Below are 23,502 nucleotides of genomic sequence, written 5' to 3'. Positions count from 1 at the left end.
TTTTTACTATCTACATTTATAAAAAACGGAATTACATCTTAATAAAACGGAAAACATCTGGCTATTTTCTTGTTGCATCAGTGTAAAACGGGCTTACATCAGCTTATTTTCCTCTTACATCGGCTTATTTTGGCGTTACATCAGGTCATTTTCCTTTTACATTAGATTATTTTTTGTTATTTTTATTCAACAAACACAATATTTATAGCATTTTAAAAACATTTTATCGCAAAAATGATTTATATTACAAATAATGGTATCAATAAGACTCTTCTAAACGAAACGCTTACTGATATGTAAAAAGCCGACTCCATTAATGGTAGTCGGCTACTTTTTCATTGGTATGCTGGTATGCTATTACAGACCTTTTCTACGCTTGAGTTCTTTTTCTATCAAGCCCAATTCTCTTCCCGTTTGCCCTGCTACGGAAGTGTTTTCTTGTGCTCTTCTGGTAAGGTAAGGCACTACATCTTTCACAGGCCCGTAAGGTAGATATTTGGTAGCATTATAGTTGCTATCTCCAAGGAAATAGGTGATGTTATCACTCATTCCATAAAGCTGTCCGAAATGAATTTTCTCATAATCGTTGGGCAGGTTCAGGGCTTTCATTCTATCCATTACCAACTCGGTAGATTTTTCATTGTGTGTTCCGAAGAATGCAGATACTTTGTCCAAGTTTCTCATCACAAAATCTATTCCCGCATTGTAATTGTCATCGGTGGCTTGCTTATTAGGCTGGATAGGATCTGGATATCCCATTTCCTGAGCTCTGGCTCTTTCTTTTTCCATATACGCCCCACGCACAAACTTGTACCCTAGATAATACCCTTTTTCGTTGGCTCTTTTCAAATCTTCTTCCAGATATTCTATACGCCCTGTTCTGTACATCTGTATGGTATTCCAAACGATGGCTTTTTCCTTATTGTACTTCGCCTTCATTTCGTTTACCAAGTTATCTACAGCCGTTTGTATCCAAGTTTCCTCGGCATCTACCATCAGAATCACATTTTTCTCATAAGCCAACTGGCACACCTTTTCATAACGCTTTACTATGCGTTCCCATTCTGCTTTCTCACTGGTTGTCAATTCTTTTCCTGCCTGAACTTCTGCATACAAGTCTAGTCTTCCAAATCCCGTAGGCTTAAACACCACAAACGGAATGGCTGGGTTACCTTCTGCAAATTTGATATTTTCTATAATTTCCTCGCAAGTATGATCAAAGGTTTGCTCATCTTCTTTCCCTTCAATAGAGTAGTCAAAAATACTACCGATATGATGCTTATGCAGCTTTTGCACTACCTCCTTGCTCTTCTCACGGGTTTCTCCTCCTACAAACTGTTCGAACAAAGTCTTGCGTACAATGCCTTCCACAAAGGGAAAATTATTCTTAATGGAAAAATTCAAAAGCCCTATACCTACGCCCGTAAGTGTTGGGTTTTCTATGGCTTTGAACATCCATTTGGCTTTCTTCAGTTGTTCCGTAGTTTTATCTTGGAACGCTATCTTGGTATCGTTGAAAATTGACATAATATTATAGAATAACTTTTCAGCGTCAAATTTACTAATAGTTGTTGAAATCTTAAAATTTTAATTCCAATTAATTACTTTTGTAAAAAATAAAATTCGGAATGATAACAATACTTGACGATAATTTTTCTCAGCTTAACCAGTATATACAGCAGTGCACACCCAGCAAAATTTTAATTTTGGTAGATGAAAACACACACCAATACTGCCTTCCTACCCTATTGGGCAATTTGGAAACGGATATTCCTTTTGAAGTGATTGAAATAGAAGCGGGTGAAGAGCTGAAAAACATCAATACGGCGGTGCAGCTTTGGGAAATTTTTTCAGAATTTGAGGCGGATAGAAAATCTCTGCTCATCAATCTCGGGGGCGGTGTGATTACCGATATGGGGGGCTTCATTGCTTCTACCTATAAAAGAGGTTTCCCTTTCATCAATATCCCGACGACACTCTTGGGGATGTGCGATGCCTCTATTGGGGGAAAGACTGGGATAGACCATCTCTTTCTCAAAAACATCATTGGAACCTTTGCCTTGCCAGAGCAACTCTTTGTATATCCTCCGTTTCTAAAAACTTTACCCTACGAAGAATTGGTAAGTGGTTTTGCCGAAATGCTGAAACACGGTCTTATTGCAGACGCTACCCATTGGGAACAGCTCACCGCCATAGATACTCTCTCCGCAGAAGCCATTGCCCCAATGATAGAACGCTCTATGCAGATAAAACAAAAAGTAGTAGAGCAAGATTTTAAAGAGATGAATATCCGAAAAACGCTCAACTTTGGACACACCATAGGGCACGCTATAGAGAGCCTTTTCCTGAAACAAGGGAACCTTATACCACACGGATTATGTGTTGCCATAGGTATGATAGCCGAAACTTGGCTTGCCGTACTTGAAAATTTGATTGATGAGCCAACAGCTACTTCCATCATCCAAAATATTAGCAAGTATTATCCTTATGTAGATATTTCAGACTTTACGAACGAGGACATTTTGGCAATGATGAGAAACGATAAGAAAAACGCCGATGGAAAGATTAAATTTGCCCTTATAAACAATATTGGAAGTAGTGTTTTTGATTACGAATGCGATACCCGAAACATCATTAAAAGCTTGGAATTTTATAAACAAAATACCTTTGATTTATAACCATTTACCACATTTACAAAGCTCCTATTCATCTCCATCAGATGGAAATTATATAAGCTTTTCGTAGTTCTATTTTAAAATTTTGGCATAGTCCTTGCGAGAGGATAGAATGTAAAATAAAAGTTTAAAACATTATGAAAAAGTTATTTTTAGGAGCAGCTATTGCTGTAAGTTCATTATCTTTCGCACAACAGTTTGGTATTAAAGGAGGGATGAATGTTTCTTCGCTTTCTGGAAACATACTCACTAGTGAACCAAAATCTAAGATTGGATTTTATGCAGGAGCATTCGTGAATGTACCAGTGGCCGAATCTTTCAGCGTACAACCAGAGGTGCTTTATAGCAATCAAGGAGCAAAAGCTACGGTACTTAATAACGATGTAAAACTTAATATGGATTACATTAATGTACCTGTAATGTTCCAATATAATGCTACACCAGAGTTTTATCTTGAAGCAGGCCCTCAGTTTGGATTTTTGGTAAATACTAAACTTGATACAGGTAATAGTACAGCAAACACCCTACTCAACGCTCTGAATTCAAAAGATAATTACAATGCTTTTGATTTCGGATTAGGTTTAGGTGCAGGATATTACTTCACACAGAATATCGGTATCACCGCAAGATATGTGGCTGGTTTCACTGATATCCGCAAGAATAACAGCGGAGATGCTGTGAAGAACAACAACTTACAAGTAGGCTTGGCTTTCAAGTTTTAATACAAGTTTAAGTTATTGATATTTAACAGAAGGATAAGGAGGCTCAAGAGACCCTCCTTATTTTTTCACCAACTCTTTTCTTACTCGGCTCAAACTCTCTGGGGTGATCCCCAGATAAGAAGCCACCATCCACTGTGGAACCCGTTGCAAAATATCGGGGTACATCTTTATAAAGCTGAGGTAACGCTCTTCCGCGGTATCTGATAGTAAAGAATTAACCCGATTCTGAAGATTGCGGATATGCCTTTGCAGCAGCAAATCATTATTCACGATACTTTCAGGAAACTGGATATTGAGGTTTTGAAAAAAATCTAAAGTAAGAAATAAAACCTCCGATTCTTCCACCGCTTCTATATAATATTTGGATTTTTCATTGAAATACAACGAACTCCTATCGCTGATGAGCCAAGATTCTGGAGCAAACTGTATGATATGCTCCTTCCCGTTTTTATCTACAGAATACATCCTAAGCAATCCTTTTTCCACAAAGTAGGTATGGGCACAGACCTCACCTTCGAGAAGCAAAAACTCTCCTTTTTTCACTTTCTTTGTTGTATAATATGCCCCGCATTGGGCAATAAATTCTTTGGGAATTTCCAAAACTTCGGAAAGATAATGTTCTATATTTTCCATATCAAATAATATTACTAAAAAAATAATCTGCCAAAATGACCTATAAAAATCATCTGGCTAAAATTTTGAGTAAATTTACATCAAAAATAATAAAGTTCAACAATTTCAATTTTTAAAAATCAAAATGATAATATGAAAAAAGCACTTATTGTAGTAGATGTACAAAACGATTTCTGTGAAGGTGGAGCCCTGGCGGTGCCTAATGCCAGCGAGATTGTCCCTTATATCAACGAGCTGATGGAAACCAATGATTATGACCAAATCATTTTCTCCCAAGATTGGCACCCTGCCAACCACAAAAGTTTTGCTTCTAACAATGGAAAGCAAGTGGGCGAAACCATTAGCCTCAATGGTATTCCGCAATTTATGTGGCCAGACCACTGTGTACAGGGAAGCTTCGGGGCAGAGTTTCACAAAGATTTGAATACCTCCAAAGCCACACACATCATCCAGAAAGGGAAAAATGAAGAGGTGGATAGCTATAGTGCCTTTCAAGATAATAACCACTTTATGAAAACGGGTTTGGAAGATTTCCTCAAATACCACGATATCCAGTTGGTAGAAATCGTGGGCTTGGCATTAGACTATTGCGTGAAAGATACCTGTATAGATGCTGCCAGAGCGGGATTCATCACTTGCCTCCATTTCAACGGTACCAAAGCCGTGAATGTAAAACCAGACAATGCTAAAAATGCCATCTATCAAATGCTTGAAAACGGCGTTACCATCTTAGGATAAATAATGTGTAAACAAAAATTTTACTCTTAAATTACAAACCAGCTGATACCAGCGACCCCAATCGGCTGGAATTGTATTATCATTCGGTAGTTCCGATCCAAAATCATATCCAGAAGAAAATCGTGATTGAAATGGGGGCAAGGGCTTTGTCTGAACCCTCCGAAAACAGAAAAGTTAATTCTTATATTGACCAAAGTTTTGAGAAAAGAGATTTTGTTTTTGCTGATTTTGAGGTTAATGTAATTGTTCCTACCAAAACTTTTTTGGAGAAAATTTTTCTATTGCACGAAGAATTTACAAAACCCACCGAAAAAATCCGTTTTGATAAACTCAGTAGACATTTATACGATTTGGAGAAAATAACGCACACGGCATATGCAGAAAATGCTCTAAACGACGATAAATTATTCCAAGACATTGCTGATTTTAGAAAAGTGATGAATAATGCCAAAGGAATTTCCTTTGAAAATCATCAAAAAGAGAAAATCAGTATCATTCCACCAGATGAGGTTTTTCCTAAATGGGAAAACGATTATAAATTGATGCAACAAAATATGATTGTGGGAAATAGTCTATCATTTTCCGAATTGATAGAGAAAATCAAAGATTTACAAAATAGGATAAATGGAAATATATGAAGTATTCCCATTTTTTATTTTCTATTGATAAAAGGGAAGTGATATTATTGAAATTTAAAAGTTATCAAAAAATATTGTAGGGAAAAAGTGGGGAAAGCCTATAAATAAAAACCACTAACAAATTGATATCCAATCCATTAGTGGTTTGTGAACGCGGGAGGAGTCGAACCCCCAACCTTCAGAGCCGTAATCTGACGCTCTATCCAATTGAGCTACGCGTCCGTTCTTTCGGTTTGCAAATATAGTACTTTTTTCTTTTCTTTGAAATATGAAAAGGATTTTTTTTACATTTATTTTTATTTTAGGTTTAACTTCTTGTAAAAAAGAAAGTTACAACCACCATCACGAAGGAGTAACCATCTCCGAAAGAGTGCAAATGAAAGAGCAGAACGGTTTTTTAGAGCTAAAATCGGGGAAATTTACTTATAAAATCCCATCAGAAAAGCTACCTTTTAAACGCGTGGTCTTGCTCAATTCCAGTTTGGTGGGTTATTTTACAGAGCTGAATTTGGAACAGAATATTGTAGGCGTTTCAAGCCCCGAGTATATCTATTCTGAAACTATTCTGAAACTTATTGGGCAAAATAAGATACAAAATATAGGCAACGAACAGAAATATGATGTGGAAAAAATTATTGCCTTAAAGCCTGATGCTATTTTCACCAACTACATTGCCAGTTTTGAAAACACCTACGATTTGCTGAAAAAAAATGGCATAGAACTGATTTTTTTAGATGAATACTTAGAACAAAAGCCTTTGGACAAATCAAGGTATTTATTACTTTTCGGGAAACTCTTTGGTGTGGAGACAAAAGCCAATGAACGATTTTCAGAGATTAAAACCCGTTATGATTCTTTAATCAGTGTTGCAAAACACCTTACTCCTCAGCCTATCGTTTTGACCAACGAAATGTATGGCAATCAATGGTTTCTCTCTGGTGGAAAGACTTTTACTGCGGCTTATATTGCAGATGCTGGCGGGCGTTATATCCTGAAAGATAATCTGGAAGAAAAAGCAGTCCCTATGAGTTTTGAAGAAGTCTATGCGAAAGCGAAAGAGGCTACCGTATGGGTGAATGCAGGAAATTACCAATCTAAAAAAGAAATGCTGATGATGCAACCACACTATGCCCAGCTCAAAGTGTTTCAACAAGGGAAAATATTCACCACCAATGCAAGGCAACTCGGTATGGCGAATGATTTCTTTGAAAGTGGTGCCGTGCGAGCAGACCTCGTTTTGAAAGATTATATCAAGGCTCTGCATCCACAGTGGCTACCCAATGATACTTTGCGTTATATGAAAGAATTAAAGTAAAGTTCAATTTTAATCATTATTTTTGTACAGTTTTTTGGCATCATCTTATGTTTAAACTGATTAAAAGAATTATCTACATCATCATCGTTCTGAACATTTTAGGAATAGTTGCAGGACGCTATATGAACCCTCCCATCACCATTACACAGATAGGTGGACTGCTGAAATATGGCAAACTAAAACGGGACTACATTGCCTACGATGAAATGGGAAGCAATGTAAAGAAAGCCGTATTAGCATCGGAAGACCAAAAGTTTTTTAGCCACAATGGATTTGATTATCAAGCCATTGAAAAAGCAATTAAACATAATGAGCAAGGAAAAAAACTGAGAGGTGGTAGCACGATTTCTCAGCAGACGGCTAAAAATGTTTTCTTGTGGCAAAGCAGAAGTTGGCTACGGAAAGGCTTAGAGGCGTTCTACACCTTTACCATAGAGAAATTTTGGAGCAAGGATATTATCTTAGAGCGTTATCTCAATTCCATAGAAATGGGGCAAGGTGTTTTCGGGGTAGAGGCAGCGGCACAGTACTATTTTGGAAAATCTTCTATGGATTTAACCAAAAGTGAAGCCGCTTGGATTGCTGCAGTTTTGCCCAATCCCCAAAAATATGACCCTAAAAATCCTACCCCTTATCTAAGGAAAAAACACACTTGGATACTAAAACAAATGAATAATATTACCCTAAAGTAATGCGATTTTTAAAATCTAACACCGAAACTTTTGCTAAAGTTTTAACGAAATATTTCACTTTCAAGAATGAGAGTCAGTCCATTGATATTCTATACGAAGTATGGCATAGCATCAAGCGTGAAGACTTTGAAATTGTCCTTGATTTCTTGAAAGAAAAGCCCGAAATTGCTGAAAACTTAGGGTATTACCTCCGTAGTTTATTCAGCGGAAAACCTTTTAACCTCTCTTTGACAGAAGCTAATATTTTATCCGAAAATGCGTTTTTCCCTGAACTGAAAAAAAGATTGCTGGACAAGGTATTACCTCCCGTGGATAATGAATGTTCCATTTGGTATCTGATAGACTATGTCTCCGTTCGCCCAGGTAAAGATTTAGAATATTTAAGACAAATTTCCGAAACAGATTTAGATGAATGTTTTGAACTTTTAGGAATTTCTAAATTTATTGCTCTAAAAAATGTAAGGGAAGAATTGCTTTTTTCTGCCAATATCTTGGCGTGGCGAGCCATTGGGAATGCGTTGGATATCGGTGTGATGAATATGGTGCCTGAGTATAAAAACTACGATAATCCGTTTTTAGCCCTTCAAGACGAACTGGATTTGCTCAATAGAGAGTACAGAAAAGATGAAAACTACCAGCTCACCAGCAAAGACCTACACTATAAGCAAATCAAAATTTACTTAGAACAGTGCCTTACCTTTGTGGATACCGCCTTTAAAAATTCCTCTAAATATGGTATCTCTGGAAAAATCAATCAATCTTTATTGAAAATCAAACAGCAGATTAAGAGGATATTAGACATCATCCATTTGCTGATTTTAGATAAAGAGGAAGACAAAGTAAGTAAATCTAAAAAGCTTATTTTTAATATTTTAGAATACAAATCTCATAAAAACAACATCACAGAACTGTTTAATGACAGTACACGACTGATGTCCCATCTCATCACCAATCATACGGCAGAGACAGGGTCGCATTATATCTCTTCTACCCAGAAGGAGTATATGAAAATGTTCTGGAAAGCCAGTGGCGGTGGTGTAGTGGTAGGAGCTTTATGTATTCTGAAAATGATGTACGCCTACCCTGCTGGCAGTGAATTTTCTCACGCCTTTATGTATGCATTCAACTATGCAATGGGCTTTATTATGATTTATCTGATGGGCTTTACATTGGCCACCAAGCAACCAGCAATGACGGCAGCTACAATGGCAAAGGTATTATCAGATGAAGTCAACACCCGTAAAAACTATCAAGACTTTGCCCTTTTTGTTTCAAGGTTATTCAGAACGCAGTTTGTAGCTTTTATAGGCAATGTCCTTTGGGCTTTTCCGGTATCTTTGGCGTTAATCTATGGTTTGGATGTGTTGTTCAACTACAATTTTGCCGCTGAAAAATCTACCATCTTGCTCAAAGATTTGAATCCTTTTGAATCCAAAGCGTTGTTTCACGCTAGTATAGCGGGTTTTTATTTGTTTATTTCAGGGATTATTTCTGGAAATATCGGGAACAACTCCGTGTTTTATAACATCCCAAATAGAATTGCGAAAAACCCTATGCTAAAGAATATTGTAGGTGAAAAAACCGCACAATCCCTATCCAAATATTATGAGAAAAATTGGGCAGGCATTGCCTCCAATTTCTGGTTTGGCGTATTCCTTGGCGTTACAGGAACCATAGGTAAATTCATCGGAATTGATATAGATATTCGCCACATTACCTTTGCGGCAGGTAATTTTGCCATTGGGCTTTATGGTAAAGGGTTTGATGTAGAACTATCACTATTTTGGATATGCCTAATCACCGTATTCCTCATTGGGCTCTTCAACTTTCTGGTAAGTTTTGGATTATCAATGGGATTGGCGTTGCGTTCCAGAAAAATCAGTTTTGATGAAGTAGGAGAAATTTTAAAGGAAATCTTCCGTTTCTTTATCAAGAATCCTATGAGTTTCTTTTTTCCCGTAAGGTCTCCAGAAGTGGTAAAAAGAGCTGAAGAAATGAAAGTAAACAAGACTAATCAATCTGAAGGTCATTAAATTTTTCATCTTCAAAAAGCCCTTGAAACTTATTCAAATAAAAGCTTTTTCTAAGGCGAAAATCATTTTTAAGCAGAGGAGATTTTATCTTGATTTTGAGGGTCTTTTGCTCCAAATTCACAGCGATTATTTCTTGAAATAAGGCTTCGTCTAAGTATTCTTCCAGGAAGTCTTTTACTTCAAGGGCAATAAGTTTGTCTTCAAATCCGTAGATTTTTGCGAAAGATTTCACCAATTCTGAGGATTCAAAAGTTCGTCTTTTTTTGGGTCTCATTAGGATTATTTTACGATGCGAAAAGTAGTAATAAAAAACGAAAGTAAAAATTTCTATCGATTTTTATTTCCAAAACTCATCATCATAAGCGTCTTCCAAAACTATATGCTGGTCTTTTAAAGCCTCGCCTATCTGAAAAAGTTCTTCTTCGGAGAGCTGATTTTCATAATTGGGGAAACAGACTCTTTCTTCAAAGCGAATGTGATTTTGAAGTGTGAGGGCAAAACTTTCTAAAAGTTTCACATCATCAGAGTGGTTGATACTACTAATAAGCTTCTGAATTTCTTTATGCTCTTGTTCCATTTTTTTGGATAGAATAGCATCATTAGTCTTAGGTAAAATATGGTCTTCTAAATCAAAATGGGTAGAGAGATGATGTTCCCAAAAGTAGTTAATATACCTTTTAATGCGTTCGTAAGAAATATTTTTCTTGATGCCTTCGCGTATTTTCCAGCTACACAGCAAACCAAAATGATGATCTCTGGATAAGGGAATTAGATTTTCGTTTCTTTTCATCAGATTTTTTTTTAAAGAAGAGCAGCTCAATGATGTATTCCACTGCTCTTCTATCTTAAAATTTATGGTGGTTCTTTACTATCCGTTTACCCTAAGTTGTTCTTCCATTGCAATGGCTTTTGGGAAGAGGATATTGTTTTCCAAATGGATATGTCTATGTAAATCATCTTCAAACTCTTGCAACATTGCAAATGTTACCTTATAGGTATTACAAGCATCTGCTGGCGGAAGATATTCATCAGTAAGTTCTGCTATTTTTCTGAGTCTTTCTCCCTCTACACTGTGTTCTTCTTTCATCATTGCAATTGGATTTTCAATGGTACCAAAATGTGGCTGTGGAAGTGGCAACTGCTCCAATTTAGCTTTTACCATATTTCTTATAAAAGGGAAAAGAACAAGTTCTTCTTTCTTGAGATGTGCAGAGAGATCTTGTGCCGAAGCATCAAATAAACTTTTTATCTCTAAAAGTTCTGGATGCCTATCGCCGTGCACCTTAGCTAATTTTTCTAAGAAAGCCTGCAAAATTGGAATTTTTTCCGTAACATATCTATGGTGCGTTTTTTCTATATAATCTGCCAATAAATCTAATTCCCAGTTATTAAAATCAATCTGAGAATCATTGTCTTTCGGAAGGTTTTCTATCTCATTGTAGAGCAACTCAGGATTTATGTTCTTATGCTCACAAGCTTCTTGTATGGTTCTGCCTCCTTTACAGCAGAAATCTATATGATGTTTTTTGAATATTGCAGCTGTTCTAAAGTCCTGAGCTACAATATCACCAATAAGGTCTGTTTTTGTGTTCATAATTCAAATATTTTATATTATTATGTTTTCAAGAATGTAATATTTTGATCTAAATTTTCAATAAACATTCTAATTTTAGATTTTTCTAACATTTCTACTATTTGCTCTCTAATAACCTTAAAATCATTATGTATTGGGCAAGGATGAGTTTCAGAGCATTGTTTTAGTCCTATACCACATTCATATAAGATTTTATCCCCATCTATTTCTTTTACTACATCTGCTAAGGTAACCTCCAAGGTATTCTCATCCATATAAAACCCACCATTAGGTCCTTTTGAGGAATTTACAAACCCTTTTTTGGAAAGTGTTTGCAATATTTTAGCAATAAAATGCTCTGGAGAATCTATCCCTTCTGCCACATCTTTTATCCCTACTTTTCTCTCACTATTAGTTTTTTGAGCAATGAAAATCAATGCTTTAATAGCATATTCACAAGTTTTAGAAAACATTTTGTATCACTTTTCTTTGACAAAGATAGAGTATATTAATGAATAAAAAGACCTTTTTATCTTTTATTTTGATGTGATTTTTATTAGGTGGATATTGAACACAAAAAATCACACTATTTCAAACACGATAGACTCTTCATTAATCGTCTTTACAATCGCTTCCGTACGCTCTTTATGGGTATCGGTAATGAAGATTTGCCCAAAGTTTTCTCTATTCACAAGCTCTATCAGCTGTGCTACGCGATGGTCATCTAGCTTATCAAAAATATCATCTAATAGCAAAATAGGATTCTTGTGTGTTAGCTCTTTTATCCGCTTGATTTGAGCCAATTTGAGGGAAATCAAAAAAGATTTTTGTTGTCCCTGAGAACCCGTTTTTTTGATAAGAGTACCATTCATTTCAAAAAGCAAATCATCTTTATGAATACCTGCGGAAGTGTAGGTTAGCATTCTATCTTTATCCAAGTTGGTTTTAAGCAGCTGTTGCATTTCCGTTTGCTCTAAGTCTGACTGATAGAGCACCGCCACACGCTCTTTCCCTCCAGATATAATAGCGTAAAACTCTTGCACAATGGGATTGAGCCGAGTGACAAACTCCCTCCTCTTCTCAAAAATGATTTTCCCAAACTTAGCCAAGGGGTCATCATAAATTTCTAAAGAATCCGCATCAAAAACTCTATTTTTTTGAAAATATTTGAGTAGAGCATTTCTTTGTTTCAAGGTTTTTTGATACTGAATGATACTGAAAAGGTATTCCGAATCGGTCTGGGAAATCATCGCATCTAAAAACTTTCTACGGCTCTCTCCAGAATCGGAAATCAGGTTAGAATCATACGGCGAAATCATCACGCTGGGCAAAAAGCCAATGTGGTCTGACAAGCGTTCGTAGGTTTTATCATTTTTTTTGATGATTTTTTTGGTGTCTTTTGCCTGCTGAATTTTTATGATATTATCCTTCTCTCCATCAAAAATCTCCGCTTCGATGGTGAAAAAATCACTTTCAAAAAGAATATTGCTAAGGTCTGTATTTCCGAGGAAACTTTTACCCACAGAAAGATAATGCAAAGCGTCTAAGAGATTGGTTTTGCCCACGCCATTATTGCCCACAAAACAATTGATTTGCGGCGAAAAATCAAACACTTGTTTAGGGTGATTTTTGAAATTCTGTATTGAAAGTTTACGAATAATCATACGCCAAAATTACTTCAATAAAACGAAAAATAAAAGAGGTAGCCCTACACAACTTTCCACACCGAGAGAAAAATACCAATCGCTGCGATGTTCCTGAGCATAAAAAATAAACAGAAAAGCAATGACAATGGCAATTTGAAAAGCGAAAAAAGCAACAGAATTGAAAGCAAACAAAACCAACAAATTACTGATTGCAAGCAAACTATACGCTAACAATTTACTTTTAGAAATGCCACAATACCTCGGGAAAGTCAAGATACTATCGTGGCGTATATCCCGAATATCAAACGGAATGATAAGTGCCGAAATATAGCACCAAGTGATGAAAAAAACTTGCCAATGCCAAGTTTCTAGAAGCAACCCAGTATTGATGAGAGCCCAGCAAAAACCAACATAAAAAATCTTCATCAGCGGGATATTTCTCGTATAATGCGTAAGAAATTTGGAATTGTACAAAACACCTAATAGGATAATAACGAAATATGAGAATAAAAAATACGAGGACAACAAATAAGTTATAATTAAAACACTGATAACCAATGATATAACATTAAAAGTTATGATTTTATAAAATAAATTGGAATGATTTTGAAACTTAGTATAGAGATATCCATTAAGATACAGCAAACCTATAACCCCCAGTTTTATATAATTTAATGCGTTAAAATTCAATAGAAAAAACAAAGATAAAGCTGTTGCCATCATCGATACAAAAATTTGGCTTTCAATCAAGATGTATTTTAACGACTTTAACAGCATAAGTAGATTTAAGTGTCAAATTTAAAGATTTCTTATTTATTGCGAATCAAACAATCTACTGGATTTTTCATAGTATCCCCTACAATACAAAAGAAGTCGGGAAAACCCCCGACTTCTTGTAATGAATCTCCATTAGGTGATTCATTTTATTTAAGATATTAATAGATACCGATAAAGTATTGGTCGGCTCCAGATACAGTAGCAGCACCTTTGGTTCCTGTAGGAGAGGTAGAATTAACATCGAAGGTATAAACATACCCTTGTTGCCCTACTGGTGCTAGAACGATATAGAATTTACCATTTCTCACCACAGAGTTTTGCCATTGCGTAAGCCATAATCCGTCTGGTACATCTAGATCTACAACAGTTTTGCTATTCAAATCTATTCTTGCAACTCCCCACGCAGATGAGTATGATGGATTTCCGCTAGGATCTACCCCAATCTGAATCTGAGCCAAGTGTTTTTTCTCATAAGGCATATAAACAATACCATTGCCTGCATAGAAGAATCCATTACTAGAGGTTTTCCCTGGTCTTCCAAGAGCTTCATCTAAGCTGAATTTAAAAGTAGAATCATATTGCCCGTTTACCATCTTCAAAATAGAGGTCTTTCCGCTACGACTATTCACCAATTGATATACTTCTCCTCTCTCATTCACGTGCTGTGTAGGCGTTCTGTATCCGTTGGTAGAACCTGTTGCCAGCGTGGTTTCTACTGCTGAAACGCTACTCAAATTAGCATAATCTACTACCAAAGTCAAAGCCTTATCTGCTTCTACAGAACGATTGGTAGTTGGGTTAAATTTACTCAATGCCGCTCCGTAATACAGTTTCCCGTTGGACAATACTGGGCAATCAATTCTGGTGATGTGGTAACCTTCTGCTGCTAAATTCCCTGGTAGTTGAAACTCATAATCTTTGACATAGCCACTCTTCATTGACATTGTATTGAAATCTAAAATTCCAATAGTCAATTTCATAGTATGATATTTGTAAGTACTTGGGTTACTATCATTTCCATAAACAGGATTACCCACAATGTAGTGCAATGAACCTTCGTTTTCATTCAATTTGTAAAATCTAACTCCTTGGTATCCCAGTGTTACTTTAGCATCAATCGTTTGTAGCTTGGTGTAGCTGCTTCCACCTTTGAACTCCCACTTATCTACGGTACCTTGCTGGTAGGTAAGGCTATACACATACTTACCATCTGCAGACGGGAAAATACGAGAGGTACGCCCTTCGCTAATATGAGACCCTTTACCATCGAAAGAAATGGTCCCTGTGCTTACATCTGATACCCCTTGAAGGTAAGTTCCAGAGATAGACCCCGACCCACTGGCAAAAGCCAACTGAAATTCTTTATTAGCTGTAGGATCTACACCTGAATCTACAACATCTGTCCCTCTATCACAAGAGGTAAGCGCCATTGCCATTGCCCCTAGCACGGCTAATGTTTTTGTTTTAAACGTACTCATAATTTTTACTTTTTTATTGGTTATTTTAATTAAGGTTTTACAAGATGTTATAAGTAATTTTTACATAAAATGCTCTTCCGGGTTTTTGTAATCCGAAGTTATCAAACAACTGCTGATTAAAAATATTTTTAGCATCTACCCCTATGGTTACTTTTCGTTTTGGAAAGGTGAATACAAAACCGACATCATTAGAAAACTGTCTTGGAATAATCTCCAAATTGGTAAGCCCTACATTAGACCAGTTTCTTTTAAATTCATTAATGTAATGCACATTATAGTGAAAAGATGCTTTAGCGTCTTTCATCAAAACATCATTCAGATAATAGGACAAGCCCGCATTAAATTTGAAGGAAGGCTCATTACGAATCTGCTGTCTGTAATATAAATATCGTTCCCCTTTGCTATTGTACTCCGTATTAAAGAGTACATCAAATTTAGATGCCGTTAGCATCAGATTCAGCCGGTTGTTATAAGTATAGCTAATCTCTGCATCAATCCCTTTAGTCAATACATCTTCCAAGTTTTCATAGTAGGTTGTTCCTGTATTTCCTGGCGTTTCCGCTTGACGAATCATTCCTTTGGTATCTCGGTAAAACACAGAAACATTAGCTTTTAGATTATGCTTTCCGAAATCAAGATTGGTGAGATTAACCCCCAGATTGGCATTAAAACTTTCCTCTGGACGCAATCCATTAGCAGGGTTTACCAATGATGCCACATTACCAAAGATTTCATTTTCATCTGGAAAGCGAATGGCTCGTTCCGCAGAGGTCATCAGATAGAGTTTCGAGGTCAAAGCATAAGACAATGTTCCTCCAAAACCATTGTATTTTTCAACTTTGGAGGTACTTCTCACATCATATTGTGGTGAGGGAGTCGCTGTGAGCAAATAAGGCTCATTGGAAGTTACTTTTTGCTGATAATATTTGTAAAACACATTGGTTCTTAACCTTCTGGAGAAAGCTAAATTTTCAAATGTCACTGTCGCAATGTTTTTTTGCAAATCTCTAGTATTCTGCAACATTTGCTGTGCTAAGGGTAAAAACTCATCAGAAATTCCTCTTTCATAATTATTGAAAAGGTAATTGACATACAAAGCATTGTTTTCTGTAATCTGATACCCCAGATTAGCTCTTACAGCTATTGATTTATTGGTATTAATTTCTGCAGTTTTTCTATTTCCTAGTTCTGCTCCACTAGAATATCTTACGGGCGTTCCATCTGGATAGAGAATTGGTCCTCTCCAATCATACATAATACCAACAGAATCAATGGCTTGATTTTTTTGATGGGAATAATTGGCATCTAATTTTAAAGATAACCCTCTGGTAAACAAATGATTTTTGCGATAACTCAAAGTTGCCATATTGGCATTTCTTCGGCTGTGTCTATCTCCAAATACCCTCTGCATTGTTACCCCGTGCTGTATTTCTTTATAGTCATCTGAAAACACTCCACCTATCGCAAATCTATCTGCCCATTTCACTCCGGTGTAGCCCACTTCTATCTTACTACCATAAGAGCGAAACGCATCATTGAAACGCTTTTCCTTGTGCCCGCGGGTAAGCTTTCCCAAATAATCTATATGGGTAATCTGATCGCCCCAAACCTCATAGCTATTATCACTATAATTATAAAATCCTGAAATATCCACAAAAAGCCCCTTATCCGTTCTATGAGAGGCATTCACATTGACCTGATGGGTATTGAACGAACCAAAAGAATATGATGTATTAACGAGGTCTTTATTTTGCTTTTTCAGAATAATATTGATAGCACCTCCCAAAGAATCCTCTGAAAGATGCCCTGGCACTACGCCTTTATAAACTTCTATACGCTCTATCAACGCAGGTGGAATACTTCTCAGAGAAAAAGAACGCCCAAAGTTACTTGCAGGTACACCATCTATAAACACTCTTACCGCATTCCCCGTCATCCCATTGAGGTTAAAATTAATCCGAGAGCCTAGACCACCATCTTGCCTTATTCTCAACCCAGCAGTTCTGTCCAAAATCTCGTTAGTCTGCAAATTTCTAAGTGCCAGTTCCTTAGTTTCCACCACATTCACGGCATAGCCTTCCCGCTCTATTTCAGCCTTTATCGCCTGAGCTTTACTCAGGGTTACACCTTCTATATCCTTTGTTTTTAGATTCTCTTTCGTGTCTTGGGCATAAGACATCGCAGAAAGTAAACCTATCAAACAAATATATCGCTTCATTCTCTTATTTTTGATGGGGGCAAATTTAACTTTTATTTAGAACAATTACAAATAAAAGTTAAATTTATTTATTCTAAATAATATGAAATATATCAATTTTAGCCCCAACTATGCTGTAAGCTATAAGTTTTAAGCTGTAGGTAATAAACAATGTACCTCCCGCTTGGAATAGTGCTGATTCTAGCAAGATTTTTTTTATTTGGCTAAAGCCTCTTAGGAAAACCATCTCAAAAGCCGGGTTAAAACCCGCCCTCTATTGAAACTGATCTTTTATCAGTAAGGACGAAATAAAAGATGCATCTTATTTAAGATTTTGTTACAATAAAAATGAATTTCTACTGCGTAATCTGGGTTTACAATGGATTTGCCTCAGCCACAAGATAACAAAAAAAACGGCGTACCGTTTTGATACACCGCTTTATAAATTCAATTAATTATGATTACATATGAATAGCGATTTTAGCTGTAGCATCTAAAGCCGCCTCTTTTATAGCTTCTGCAAAGGTTGGATGGGCGTGAGACATTCTAGCAATATCCTCCGCACTGGCACGGAATTCCATCGCTGTAACGGCTGCTGCAATCATATCTGCTGCTCTTGCTCCAATCATATGAACGCCCAATACTTCATCGGTTTTTTCATCGGCAATAATCTTGATAAAACCATCGGTATCGCCCGAAGCACGGCTTCTTCCCAAAGCTCTCATTGGGAAGTTTCCTACCTTAATGGCTACCCCTTCCGCTTTCAGTTGCTCTTCTGTTTTCCCTACTCCAGCAACTTCCGGCCAAGTGTAAACCACTCCTGGAATCAAATTGTAATTGATATGAGGCTTCTGCCCTGCCAACTGCTCTGCTACCAAAACACCTTCCTCTGATGCCTTGTGAGCCAACATTGCCCCTTGCACCACATCTCCAATAGCGTAGATATTAGAAACATTGGTTTGCAAATGCTCATTAACCTTCACTCTACCGCGTTCATCTAGCTCTACCCCAGCTTTTTCTAGACCTAAACCATCGGTATAAGGTCTTCTACCCACTGATACCAAAACATAATCTCCTTCAAAGCTTACCTCTTCACCTTTTTTATTTTTAGCAGAAACTACCACATTTTCCCCTTCATTCTTCACACCTGAAACGGCAGTAGAAAGCTCAAATTTCATCCCTTGTTTCTTCAATACTTTTTGAAGCTCCTTAGACAATGCTCCATCCATCCCTGGGATTATCTTATCCATATACTCTACCACAGTTACCTTAGAACCGAGTCTTAAATAAACCGAACCGAGCTCTAAACCGATAACCCCTCCGCCGATAACAATAAGGTGCTTAGGGATTTCCTTTAAGTTTAACGCCTCTGTAGAGGTGATGATTCTTTTCTTATCGATTTCAATAAATGGTAAAGTTGATGGCTTAGATCCCGTTGCAATGATGGTATATTTAGATTCAATAACTTCCGAAGAACCATCGTCCTTGGTTACTTTCACTTGAGTAGCACTTTCAAAGCTTCCTACCCCTTGGAAAACGGTGATTTTGTTTTTATCCATCAAAAACTGGATACCTTTGGTAGTCTGCTCTACTACTTCATTTTTTCGCTCCACCATTCTTGCAATATCTGCAACCGGTGCTTCTACTTTGATTCCGTGATTTTCAAAATTGTGAACCGCATTATGATAATGCTCTGAACTATCCAAAAGTGCCTTGGATGGGATACATCCCACATTGAGACAAGTACCGCCCATTGTAGGGTACTTCTCTATAATAGCCGTCTTAAAACCCAATTGTGCAGCTCTAATAGCCGCTACATAGCCCCCAGGACCAGAACCGATAACGGTAACATCAAATTGACTCATTTTTATTTTTTATTTTAATTTTTAAAATTATGATATGATTAAAAGTTGATTTTCAAAATTGAATCCCACAAAAGTATGAATTTTCACAAGGTTTCCCAAAAACTTATCTTCAAGACCTATAGAAAATAAAAACTACTTATGTACCAATTAATTAGCAACATCGCTAATGAATTTTATGCGAAGCATTCTCAGTTCTTCATCACTCAAATCATCTCCAAACTCTGCCGTAATGACCTTCATACTATCGCTTTCACTTTCTTTCATAAAATCCATAAACTCTTCTACAATATCTTCATCTATATTAGCATCTATGTAATAATCTATATTCAGCTTAGTCCCTTGATATACAATACTTTCCATCTCTTTCAGCAGTTCATCCATCGTAAGGTTTTTCGCCTTTGCAATATCTTCTAAATCTATCTTTTTATCTGTATTCTGAATGATAAATACCTTATGACTAGACTTATTAGCCACTTGCTTCAGCACCATATCTTGGGTTCGTTCTATATCATTTTCCTCCACATATTTCGCAATATATTCCGCAAATTCTTTTCCATATTTTTTAGCTTTTCCCTCGCCTACACCATAGATTTTAGCAATCTCTTCTACCGTGATGGGATATTGCGTGGTCATATCCTCCAAACTCGGGTCCATAAACACCGTATAAGGTGGGATACCGTGTTTTTTAGCCACTTTTTTTCGCAACTCTTTCAGTTGGTTAAATAGGTTTTCGTCTAGCCCACTGCTTGCTTGTATCTCTACTTTATCTGATGTGGATTTGATTTGTTCTAAATCAAAATGGCGGTCTTCTGCTATCATAAAGGCGTTTTTAATCTCGCCATCTAGCATTTTTTGTCCTTTTTCAGAAATCTTTAAAACACCATAGGTTTCAATATCTTTTTGCAAGAAATTTTGCACCGTTGCTTGTCGGATAATGGTTTTCCAATAATTATCTGTTTCGTGTTTACCGATTCCAAATAATTTATGCGTGTCTAGACGATACGATTTGGTAACAGAACTTTCTTTCCCCATCAAGACATTGATTAAATCTTTGGTTCGGAATTTTTGGTCCAATTTCTTCACCATCTCCAACACCTGCATCAGATCTTTGGTAGCATCTTTTAAAACTGGCGGATTGGTAGAATTATCACACATTTTAGCCCCTGCACCATTCACAGGGTCAAACTGTTCACCGAAATAATAAAGAATATATTGTCTTCTGCTCATAGAAGTTTCGGCATAGCCCACCACTTCGTTCAGCAATTGAAGCCCTATTTCTCTTTCGGAAACAGGTTTCTGTGCCAAGAATTTTTCCAGTTTTTCAATATCCTTAGGGTCATAAAACGCCAAGCAATGGCCTTCACCTCCATCTCTACCAGCTCTACCCGTCTCCTGATAGTAGCTTTCCAAAGATTTTGGAATATCATAATGGATTACAAAACGAACATCTGGCTTATCAATCCCCATCCCAAAGGCTATGGTTGCCACCACTACATCACATTCTTCCATCAAAAACTTATCCTGATTGGCTACTCTTGTTTTTTGGTCTAATCCCGCGTGATATGGTAAAGCATTGATGCCATTCACCTGAAGGAGCTGTGCAAACTCTTCCACTTTTCTTCTGCTAAGACAATACACAATCCCAGATTTCCCTTTATTTTTATGAATAAACTTCACGATTTCTTTATCCACATTCACTTTAGGGCGAACTTCGTAATAGAGATTTGGGCGATTGAAGCTTTCCTTAAATACCGTAGCACTGCTCATTCCCAAAGTTTTTTGGATATCATCTTGCACCTTTGGCGTTGCTGTTGCCGTAAGAGCTATTACAGGCACCTTTGCTATTTTATCTATGATGAGTTTCAAGTTTCTATACTCTGGGCGGAAATCATGTCCCCATTCTGAAATACAGTGGGCTTCATCTATGGCAACAAAAGAGATTTTCACCTCTCGTAAAAATTCTAGGTATTCCTCTTTTATTAGGGATTCTGGAGCTACATATAGTAACTTGGTCTTTCCACTTTTAATATCACTAAATACCTGATTGGTCTGCGTTTTATTAAGGGAAGAATTGAGAACGTGGGCAACACCTTCATCAGAAGAAAGCCCATTCACGGCATCTACCTGATTTTTCATCAGAGCGATGAGAGGAGAAACCACTATGGCAGTCCCCTCTAGCATTAAAGCCGGAAGCTGATAACAGAGCGACTTACCGCCCCCTGTTGGCATCAGTACAAAAACATCTTTCCCACTCAGCAGCGTTTTAATGATTTGCTCCTGCTGCCCTTTGAATGTTGAAAACCCGAAGTATTTCTTTAACTCCTTCGATAAATCGGTGTTTTTAGTATCCATTTGTTCTTTCTTATAAATTTTGTTTGCTAAATTTGCACGGTAGTCAAAGTTAGTAAATTATATTGTATTTATTAATGATTTTTATCATAATTTTGTTTTAAATCTAAATTGGTTTTGAAAAATACAGACATCATCACCTTAGCCCAAGAGGCTATAGAGACGGAAATAACAGAACTCCAGCTCCTGAAAAACCGTATAGACCATCGTTTTGTGGAAGCCATCAACCTTATTAATAACGCCACAGGAAAGCTTATTGTAGTGGGCATTGGAAAATCTGCCCATATTGGAAATAAGATTGTAGCCACTCTAAACTCTACTGGAACACCCGCCCAGTTTCTTCACGCTGCAGAAGCCATTCACGGGGATTTAGGCGTGATTCAAAAACAAGATGTGGTGCTTTGCATTTCCAACTCTGGAAATTCTCCAGAAATTGTTACCCTCGTTCCTTTTTTGAAAGACTATGCGGCTGCTCTTATAGGTATGACGGGTAATCTTAAAAGCAAATTGGCAGAGTTCTCTGATGTGGTTCTTAATACCTATGTAGAAAAAGAAGCCTGCCCCAATCAACTGGCACCCACCAGCTCTACTACCGTGCAAATGGCTCTGGGAGATGCTTTAGCGGTTTGTCTTATGGAGCTTAATGGCTTTAAGGATAGAGATTTTGCTAAATTCCACCCTGGGGGAAGCTTGGGAAAAAATTTAACTGCAAAAGTGGAACAGTTTCTATCCTCTAAAAAACCTGAAGTTAACGGCAATACGCCACTGAAAGAGGTAATCATCTCCGTAAGCGGCTCCTCGCACGGTGTAACGGTGGTAACTGATGGTGATGAAATTTTAGGCGTAATTACCGATGGCGACCTTAGAAGAATGCTAATGAAAACTGAGGATATTTTCGGTTTTACAGCCAAAGATATTATGAGTAAAAATCCTAAAACCATAGAGAAGAATCAGTTGGCAAAAGATGCGATGTTTCTCTTGAAGGAGAATAATATTGGGCAACTCATCGTAACCCATCAAGGGAAATACTACGGCATTATAGACTTGCATCGTCTCTTGGATGAAGGGATTAATTAGGTTTTAGATTTGAATTAAGCTGCTTAGTGAAGATTTACAACCCTTGCTTTTAGGCTAAATATATGTATTTTTGTGCGAATTTTAAAGTAGAATATAGTGAACGAAGATAAGGAGATGTCCCTTTTAGGGCATATTGGCGAACTTAGAGGACATTTGATACGCTGCATTATTGCGATTATCATCTGTGGTTTCGTAGTAGGCTTCAATATCGAATGGATTATGGATCGTATTTTCTTTGGTCCTGTGAGAAGTGATTTCCCTACCTTCCAGCTCATCAATCAACTTTCGGAGCAATTCTTCGGTGCCCAAGCCATTGATATTCCTAAGGATTTCCCTGTAAGAACACAAAAACTAATGCAGCAGTTCAATGTAATGATGTCTGTTTCTGTGGTGGGCGGTATGGTCTTGGCGTTTCCTTATATTGTATGGGAACTATGGCGGTTTATTTCCCCTGCTCTGCATCCAAAAGAAAAGAAAAACTCTATCTTCCTTATCAATTCTGTATGGATAATGTTTATGCTGGGAGTGCTTAGCGGTTATTTTTTAATTCTTCCATTTGCCATCAATTTCGGGGTGATGTTCAAGATTTCAGATGTTATAGAACCGCTGTATGACCTCTCAGATTATACCGCACTTTTCTTCCAGATTGTAGTAGGTATGGGAGTAGTGTTTCTATTTCCCATCATTATTTATTTTCTCACCAGCATTGGCATTCTTACCCCTGCTTTCCTTAGAACCTATCGCCGCCACGCCATTGTACTCATAATGGTCATAGCTGCTGTGATTACTCCTGCCGATGTTCTCAGTATGATGATGGCAGCCATCCCATTATTAGCCCTCTACGAGCTGAGTGTTGCCCTAAGTAGCCGTACCTACAATAGACTTTTGAAAGAAGAAACGGCACTGGCAGAACAAAACCATCGCTAAAAAAGAAATCATTACCAAACGGATACCCCCTACAACAAGTCTTAACACCTTGCTATTGTATAGCAAACTCACAAAGTAACTTTTAGAGAGTGTAAATAAAAAAGGGAAGCCGAAACTTCCCTTGGGATTAAATGAATATTTTTCTCATTTTTTGGGGTTGCTAAATC

21 protein-coding genes and 1 tRNA gene are annotated in these 23,502 nt (G+C 37.1%); 9 read left to right on the top strand and 13 right to left on the bottom strand.

What is annotated here, in order from left to right; translation table 11 throughout:
* Positions 1-357: 357 nt before the first annotated feature.
* On the bottom strand, positions 358-1,527 hold the full coding sequence (locus ACFFUE_RS00235) for a proline dehydrogenase family protein (RefSeq protein WP_376831744.1): 1,170 nt from the start codon (positions 1,525-1,527) through the stop codon (positions 358-360).
* A 101-nt stretch (positions 1,528-1,628) separates the two neighbouring features.
* On the opposite strand from ACFFUE_RS00235, the gene aroB reads away from it, so the two are divergent.
* Together aroB and ACFFUE_RS00225 are read left to right on the top strand one after the other, a co-directional pair.
* Positions 1,629-2,678 carry a 3-dehydroquinate synthase gene (gene aroB / locus ACFFUE_RS00230; RefSeq protein ID WP_376831742.1) on the top strand — a complete coding sequence of 350 codons (1,050 nt, stop codon included), beginning with the start codon at positions 1,629-1,631 and terminating at the stop codon, positions 2,676-2,678.
* Positions 2,679-2,812: 134 nt separating this feature from the next.
* Positions 2,813-3,397, top strand: coding sequence for a porin family protein (locus tag ACFFUE_RS00225; protein WP_376831740.1), 585 nt, complete (start codon positions 2,813-2,815; stop codon positions 3,395-3,397).
* Positions 3,398-3,454: 57 nt separating this feature from the next.
* Here ACFFUE_RS00225 and ACFFUE_RS00220 read toward each other — a convergent pair whose 3' ends face one another.
* Positions 3,455-4,030: a Crp/Fnr family transcriptional regulator gene (locus tag ACFFUE_RS00220; RefSeq protein ID WP_376831738.1), complete on the bottom strand. Its 576-nt coding sequence runs from the start codon at positions 4,028-4,030 to the stop codon at positions 3,455-3,457.
* Between the two features lie 132 nt (positions 4,031-4,162).
* On the opposite strand from ACFFUE_RS00220, the gene pncA reads away from it, so the two are divergent.
* Both pncA and ACFFUE_RS00210 read left to right on the top strand, forming a co-directional pair.
* Positions 4,163-4,768 (top strand): bifunctional nicotinamidase/pyrazinamidase, encoded by a 606-nt coding sequence (gene pncA, locus ACFFUE_RS00215; protein ID WP_376831736.1) that lies wholly within the window; start codon positions 4,163-4,165, stop codon positions 4,766-4,768.
* A gap of 71 nt (positions 4,769-4,839) precedes the next feature.
* On the top strand, positions 4,840-5,406 hold the full coding sequence (locus tag ACFFUE_RS00210) for a nucleotidyl transferase AbiEii/AbiGii toxin family protein (RefSeq protein WP_376831734.1): 567 nt from the start codon (positions 4,840-4,842) through the stop codon (positions 5,404-5,406).
* A gap of 148 nt (positions 5,407-5,554) precedes the next feature.
* Here ACFFUE_RS00210 and ACFFUE_RS00205 read toward each other — a convergent pair.
* Positions 5,555-5,628 (bottom strand) — tRNA-Arg (locus ACFFUE_RS00205).
* Between the two features lie 46 nt (positions 5,629-5,674).
* Between ACFFUE_RS00205 and ACFFUE_RS00200 the strand changes: the two genes are divergently transcribed.
* The 3 genes from ACFFUE_RS00200 to ACFFUE_RS00190 are packed head-to-tail and all read left to right on the top strand — an operon-like array spanning position 5,675 to position 9,446.
* Complete coding sequence (locus ACFFUE_RS00200; protein WP_376831732.1) at positions 5,675-6,721, top strand: ABC transporter substrate-binding protein; 1,047 nt, start codon at positions 5,675-5,677, stop codon at positions 6,719-6,721.
* A 47-nt stretch (positions 6,722-6,768) separates the two neighbouring features.
* A complete protein-coding gene (gene mtgA / locus ACFFUE_RS00195; protein WP_376831730.1) occupies positions 6,769-7,413 on the top strand; it encodes a monofunctional biosynthetic peptidoglycan transglycosylase in 645 nt (214 codons plus the stop codon).
* Positions 7,413-9,446 (top strand): transporter-like protein, encoded by a 2,034-nt coding sequence (locus tag ACFFUE_RS00190; RefSeq protein WP_376831728.1) that lies wholly within the window; start codon positions 7,413-7,415, stop codon positions 9,444-9,446. Before mtgA ends, ACFFUE_RS00190 begins: the two co-directional genes overlap by 1 nt.
* On the opposite strand, the gene ACFFUE_RS00185 is transcribed toward ACFFUE_RS00190, so the two are convergent.
* From ACFFUE_RS00185 to recQ, 10 genes are all read right to left on the bottom strand, one after another.
* Positions 9,424-9,720, bottom strand: coding sequence for a hypothetical protein (locus tag ACFFUE_RS00185; RefSeq protein ID WP_327984387.1), 297 nt, complete (start codon positions 9,718-9,720; stop codon positions 9,424-9,426). The two genes, ACFFUE_RS00190 and ACFFUE_RS00185, sit on opposite strands and share 23 nt — an antisense overlap.
* Positions 9,721-9,783: 63 nt before the next feature.
* Complete coding sequence (locus tag ACFFUE_RS00180; RefSeq protein ID WP_327984386.1) at positions 9,784-10,236, bottom strand: hemerythrin domain-containing protein; 453 nt, start codon at positions 10,234-10,236, stop codon at positions 9,784-9,786.
* A 78-nt stretch (positions 10,237-10,314) separates the two neighbouring features.
* Positions 10,315-11,040, bottom strand: a complete 726-nt coding sequence (gene ric, locus ACFFUE_RS00175) for an iron-sulfur cluster repair di-iron protein (protein WP_376831725.1) — start codon at positions 11,038-11,040, stop codon at positions 10,315-10,317.
* A gap of 20 nt (positions 11,041-11,060) precedes the next feature.
* Entirely contained in the window at positions 11,061-11,492 is a 432-nt protein-coding gene (locus tag ACFFUE_RS00170) for an RrF2 family transcriptional regulator (protein ID WP_376831723.1), read from the bottom strand.
* A gap of 108 nt (positions 11,493-11,600) precedes the next feature.
* Entirely contained in the window at positions 11,601-12,683 is a 1,083-nt protein-coding gene (gene recF / locus ACFFUE_RS00165) for a DNA replication/repair protein RecF (protein WP_376831721.1), read from the bottom strand.
* A 9-nt stretch (positions 12,684-12,692) separates the two neighbouring features.
* A complete protein-coding gene (locus ACFFUE_RS00160) occupies positions 12,693-13,091 on the bottom strand; it encodes a hypothetical protein (protein WP_376831719.1) in 399 nt (132 codons plus the stop codon).
* A gap of 509 nt (positions 13,092-13,600) precedes the next feature.
* Complete coding sequence (locus tag ACFFUE_RS00155; protein ID WP_376831717.1) at positions 13,601-14,920, bottom strand: DUF4374 domain-containing protein; 1,320 nt, start codon at positions 14,918-14,920, stop codon at positions 13,601-13,603.
* 37 nt (positions 14,921-14,957) lie between these two features.
* Positions 14,958-17,138, bottom strand: coding sequence for a TonB-dependent receptor (locus ACFFUE_RS00150; protein WP_376831715.1), 2,181 nt, complete (start codon positions 17,136-17,138; stop codon positions 14,958-14,960).
* Positions 17,139-17,578: 440 nt separating this feature from the next.
* On the bottom strand, positions 17,579-18,982 hold the full coding sequence (gene lpdA, locus ACFFUE_RS00145) for a dihydrolipoyl dehydrogenase (protein ID WP_376831713.1): 1,404 nt from the start codon (positions 18,980-18,982) through the stop codon (positions 17,579-17,581).
* 147 nt (positions 18,983-19,129) lie between these two features.
* Complete coding sequence (gene recQ, locus ACFFUE_RS00140) at positions 19,130-21,334, bottom strand: DNA helicase RecQ (RefSeq protein ID WP_376831711.1); 2,205 nt, start codon at positions 21,332-21,334, stop codon at positions 19,130-19,132.
* Between the two features lie 114 nt (positions 21,335-21,448).
* Here recQ and ACFFUE_RS00135 point away from each other — a divergent pair, with 114 nt between their 5' ends.
* Both ACFFUE_RS00135 and tatC read left to right on the top strand, forming a co-directional pair.
* Positions 21,449-22,408 (top strand): KpsF/GutQ family sugar-phosphate isomerase, encoded by a 960-nt coding sequence (locus tag ACFFUE_RS00135; protein WP_376831709.1) that lies wholly within the window; start codon positions 21,449-21,451, stop codon positions 22,406-22,408.
* A 96-nt stretch (positions 22,409-22,504) separates the two neighbouring features.
* Entirely contained in the window at positions 22,505-23,335 is an 831-nt protein-coding gene (gene tatC, locus ACFFUE_RS00130; protein WP_376831707.1) for a twin-arginine translocase subunit TatC, read from the top strand.
* Positions 23,336-23,502 lie beyond the last annotated feature (167 nt).

This window comes from Bergeyella porcorum (assembly GCF_042427575.1).
In the GTDB taxonomy this organism is placed as follows: Bacteria; Bacteroidota; Bacteroidia; order Flavobacteriales; family Weeksellaceae; genus Bergeyella; species Bergeyella porcorum.
The sequence above is the reverse complement of the archived record's forward strand: the minus strand, read 5'-3'. Positions and strand labels throughout refer to the sequence as shown.

Excerpts from the sequence above, each read along its gene's own strand:
- ACFFUE_RS00160 (WP_376831719.1), bottom strand. The coding sequence starts at position 13,091 with ATGAAGATTTTTTATGTTGGTTTTTGCTGGGCTCTCATCAATACTGGG.
- recQ (WP_376831711.1), bottom strand. The coding sequence starts at position 21,334 with ATGGATACTAAAAACACCGATTTATCGAAGGAGTTAAAGAAATACTTC.
- ACFFUE_RS00180 (WP_327984386.1), bottom strand. The coding sequence starts at position 10,236 with ATGAAAAGAAACGAAAATCTAATTCCCTTATCCAGAGATCATCATTTT.
- ACFFUE_RS00170 (WP_376831723.1), bottom strand. The coding sequence starts at position 11,492 with ATGTTTTCTAAAACTTGTGAATATGCTATTAAAGCATTGATTTTCATT.
- ric (WP_376831725.1), bottom strand. The coding sequence starts at position 11,040 with ATGAACACAAAAACAGACCTTATTGGTGATATTGTAGCTCAGGACTTT.
- mtgA (WP_376831730.1), top strand. The coding sequence starts at position 6,769 with ATGTTTAAACTGATTAAAAGAATTATCTACATCATCATCGTTCTGAAC.
- ACFFUE_RS00155 (WP_376831717.1), bottom strand. The coding sequence starts at position 14,920 with ATGAGTACGTTTAAAACAAAAACATTAGCCGTGCTAGGGGCAATGGCA.
- ACFFUE_RS00190 (WP_376831728.1), top strand. The coding sequence starts at position 7,413 with ATGCGATTTTTAAAATCTAACACCGAAACTTTTGCTAAAGTTTTAACG.
- ACFFUE_RS00220 (WP_376831738.1), bottom strand. The coding sequence starts at position 4,030 with ATGGAAAATATAGAACATTATCTTTCCGAAGTTTTGGAAATTCCCAAA.
- lpdA (WP_376831713.1), bottom strand. The coding sequence starts at position 18,982 with ATGAGTCAATTTGATGTTACCGTTATCGGTTCTGGTCCTGGGGGCTAT.
- ACFFUE_RS00150 (WP_376831715.1), bottom strand. The coding sequence starts at position 17,138 with ATGAAGCGATATATTTGTTTGATAGGTTTACTTTCTGCGATGTCTTAT.
- ACFFUE_RS00235 (WP_376831744.1), bottom strand. The coding sequence starts at position 1,527 with ATGTCAATTTTCAACGATACCAAGATAGCGTTCCAAGATAAAACTACG.
- ACFFUE_RS00185 (WP_327984387.1), bottom strand. The coding sequence starts at position 9,720 with ATGAGACCCAAAAAAAGACGAACTTTTGAATCCTCAGAATTGGTGAAA.
- ACFFUE_RS00225 (WP_376831740.1), top strand. The coding sequence starts at position 2,813 with ATGAAAAAGTTATTTTTAGGAGCAGCTATTGCTGTAAGTTCATTATCT.
- ACFFUE_RS00200 (WP_376831732.1), top strand. The coding sequence starts at position 5,675 with ATGAAAAGGATTTTTTTTACATTTATTTTTATTTTAGGTTTAACTTCT.
- pncA (WP_376831736.1), top strand. The coding sequence starts at position 4,163 with ATGAAAAAAGCACTTATTGTAGTAGATGTACAAAACGATTTCTGTGAA.
- aroB (WP_376831742.1), top strand. The coding sequence starts at position 1,629 with ATGATAACAATACTTGACGATAATTTTTCTCAGCTTAACCAGTATATA.
- recF (WP_376831721.1), bottom strand. The coding sequence starts at position 12,683 with ATGATTATTCGTAAACTTTCAATACAGAATTTCAAAAATCACCCTAAA.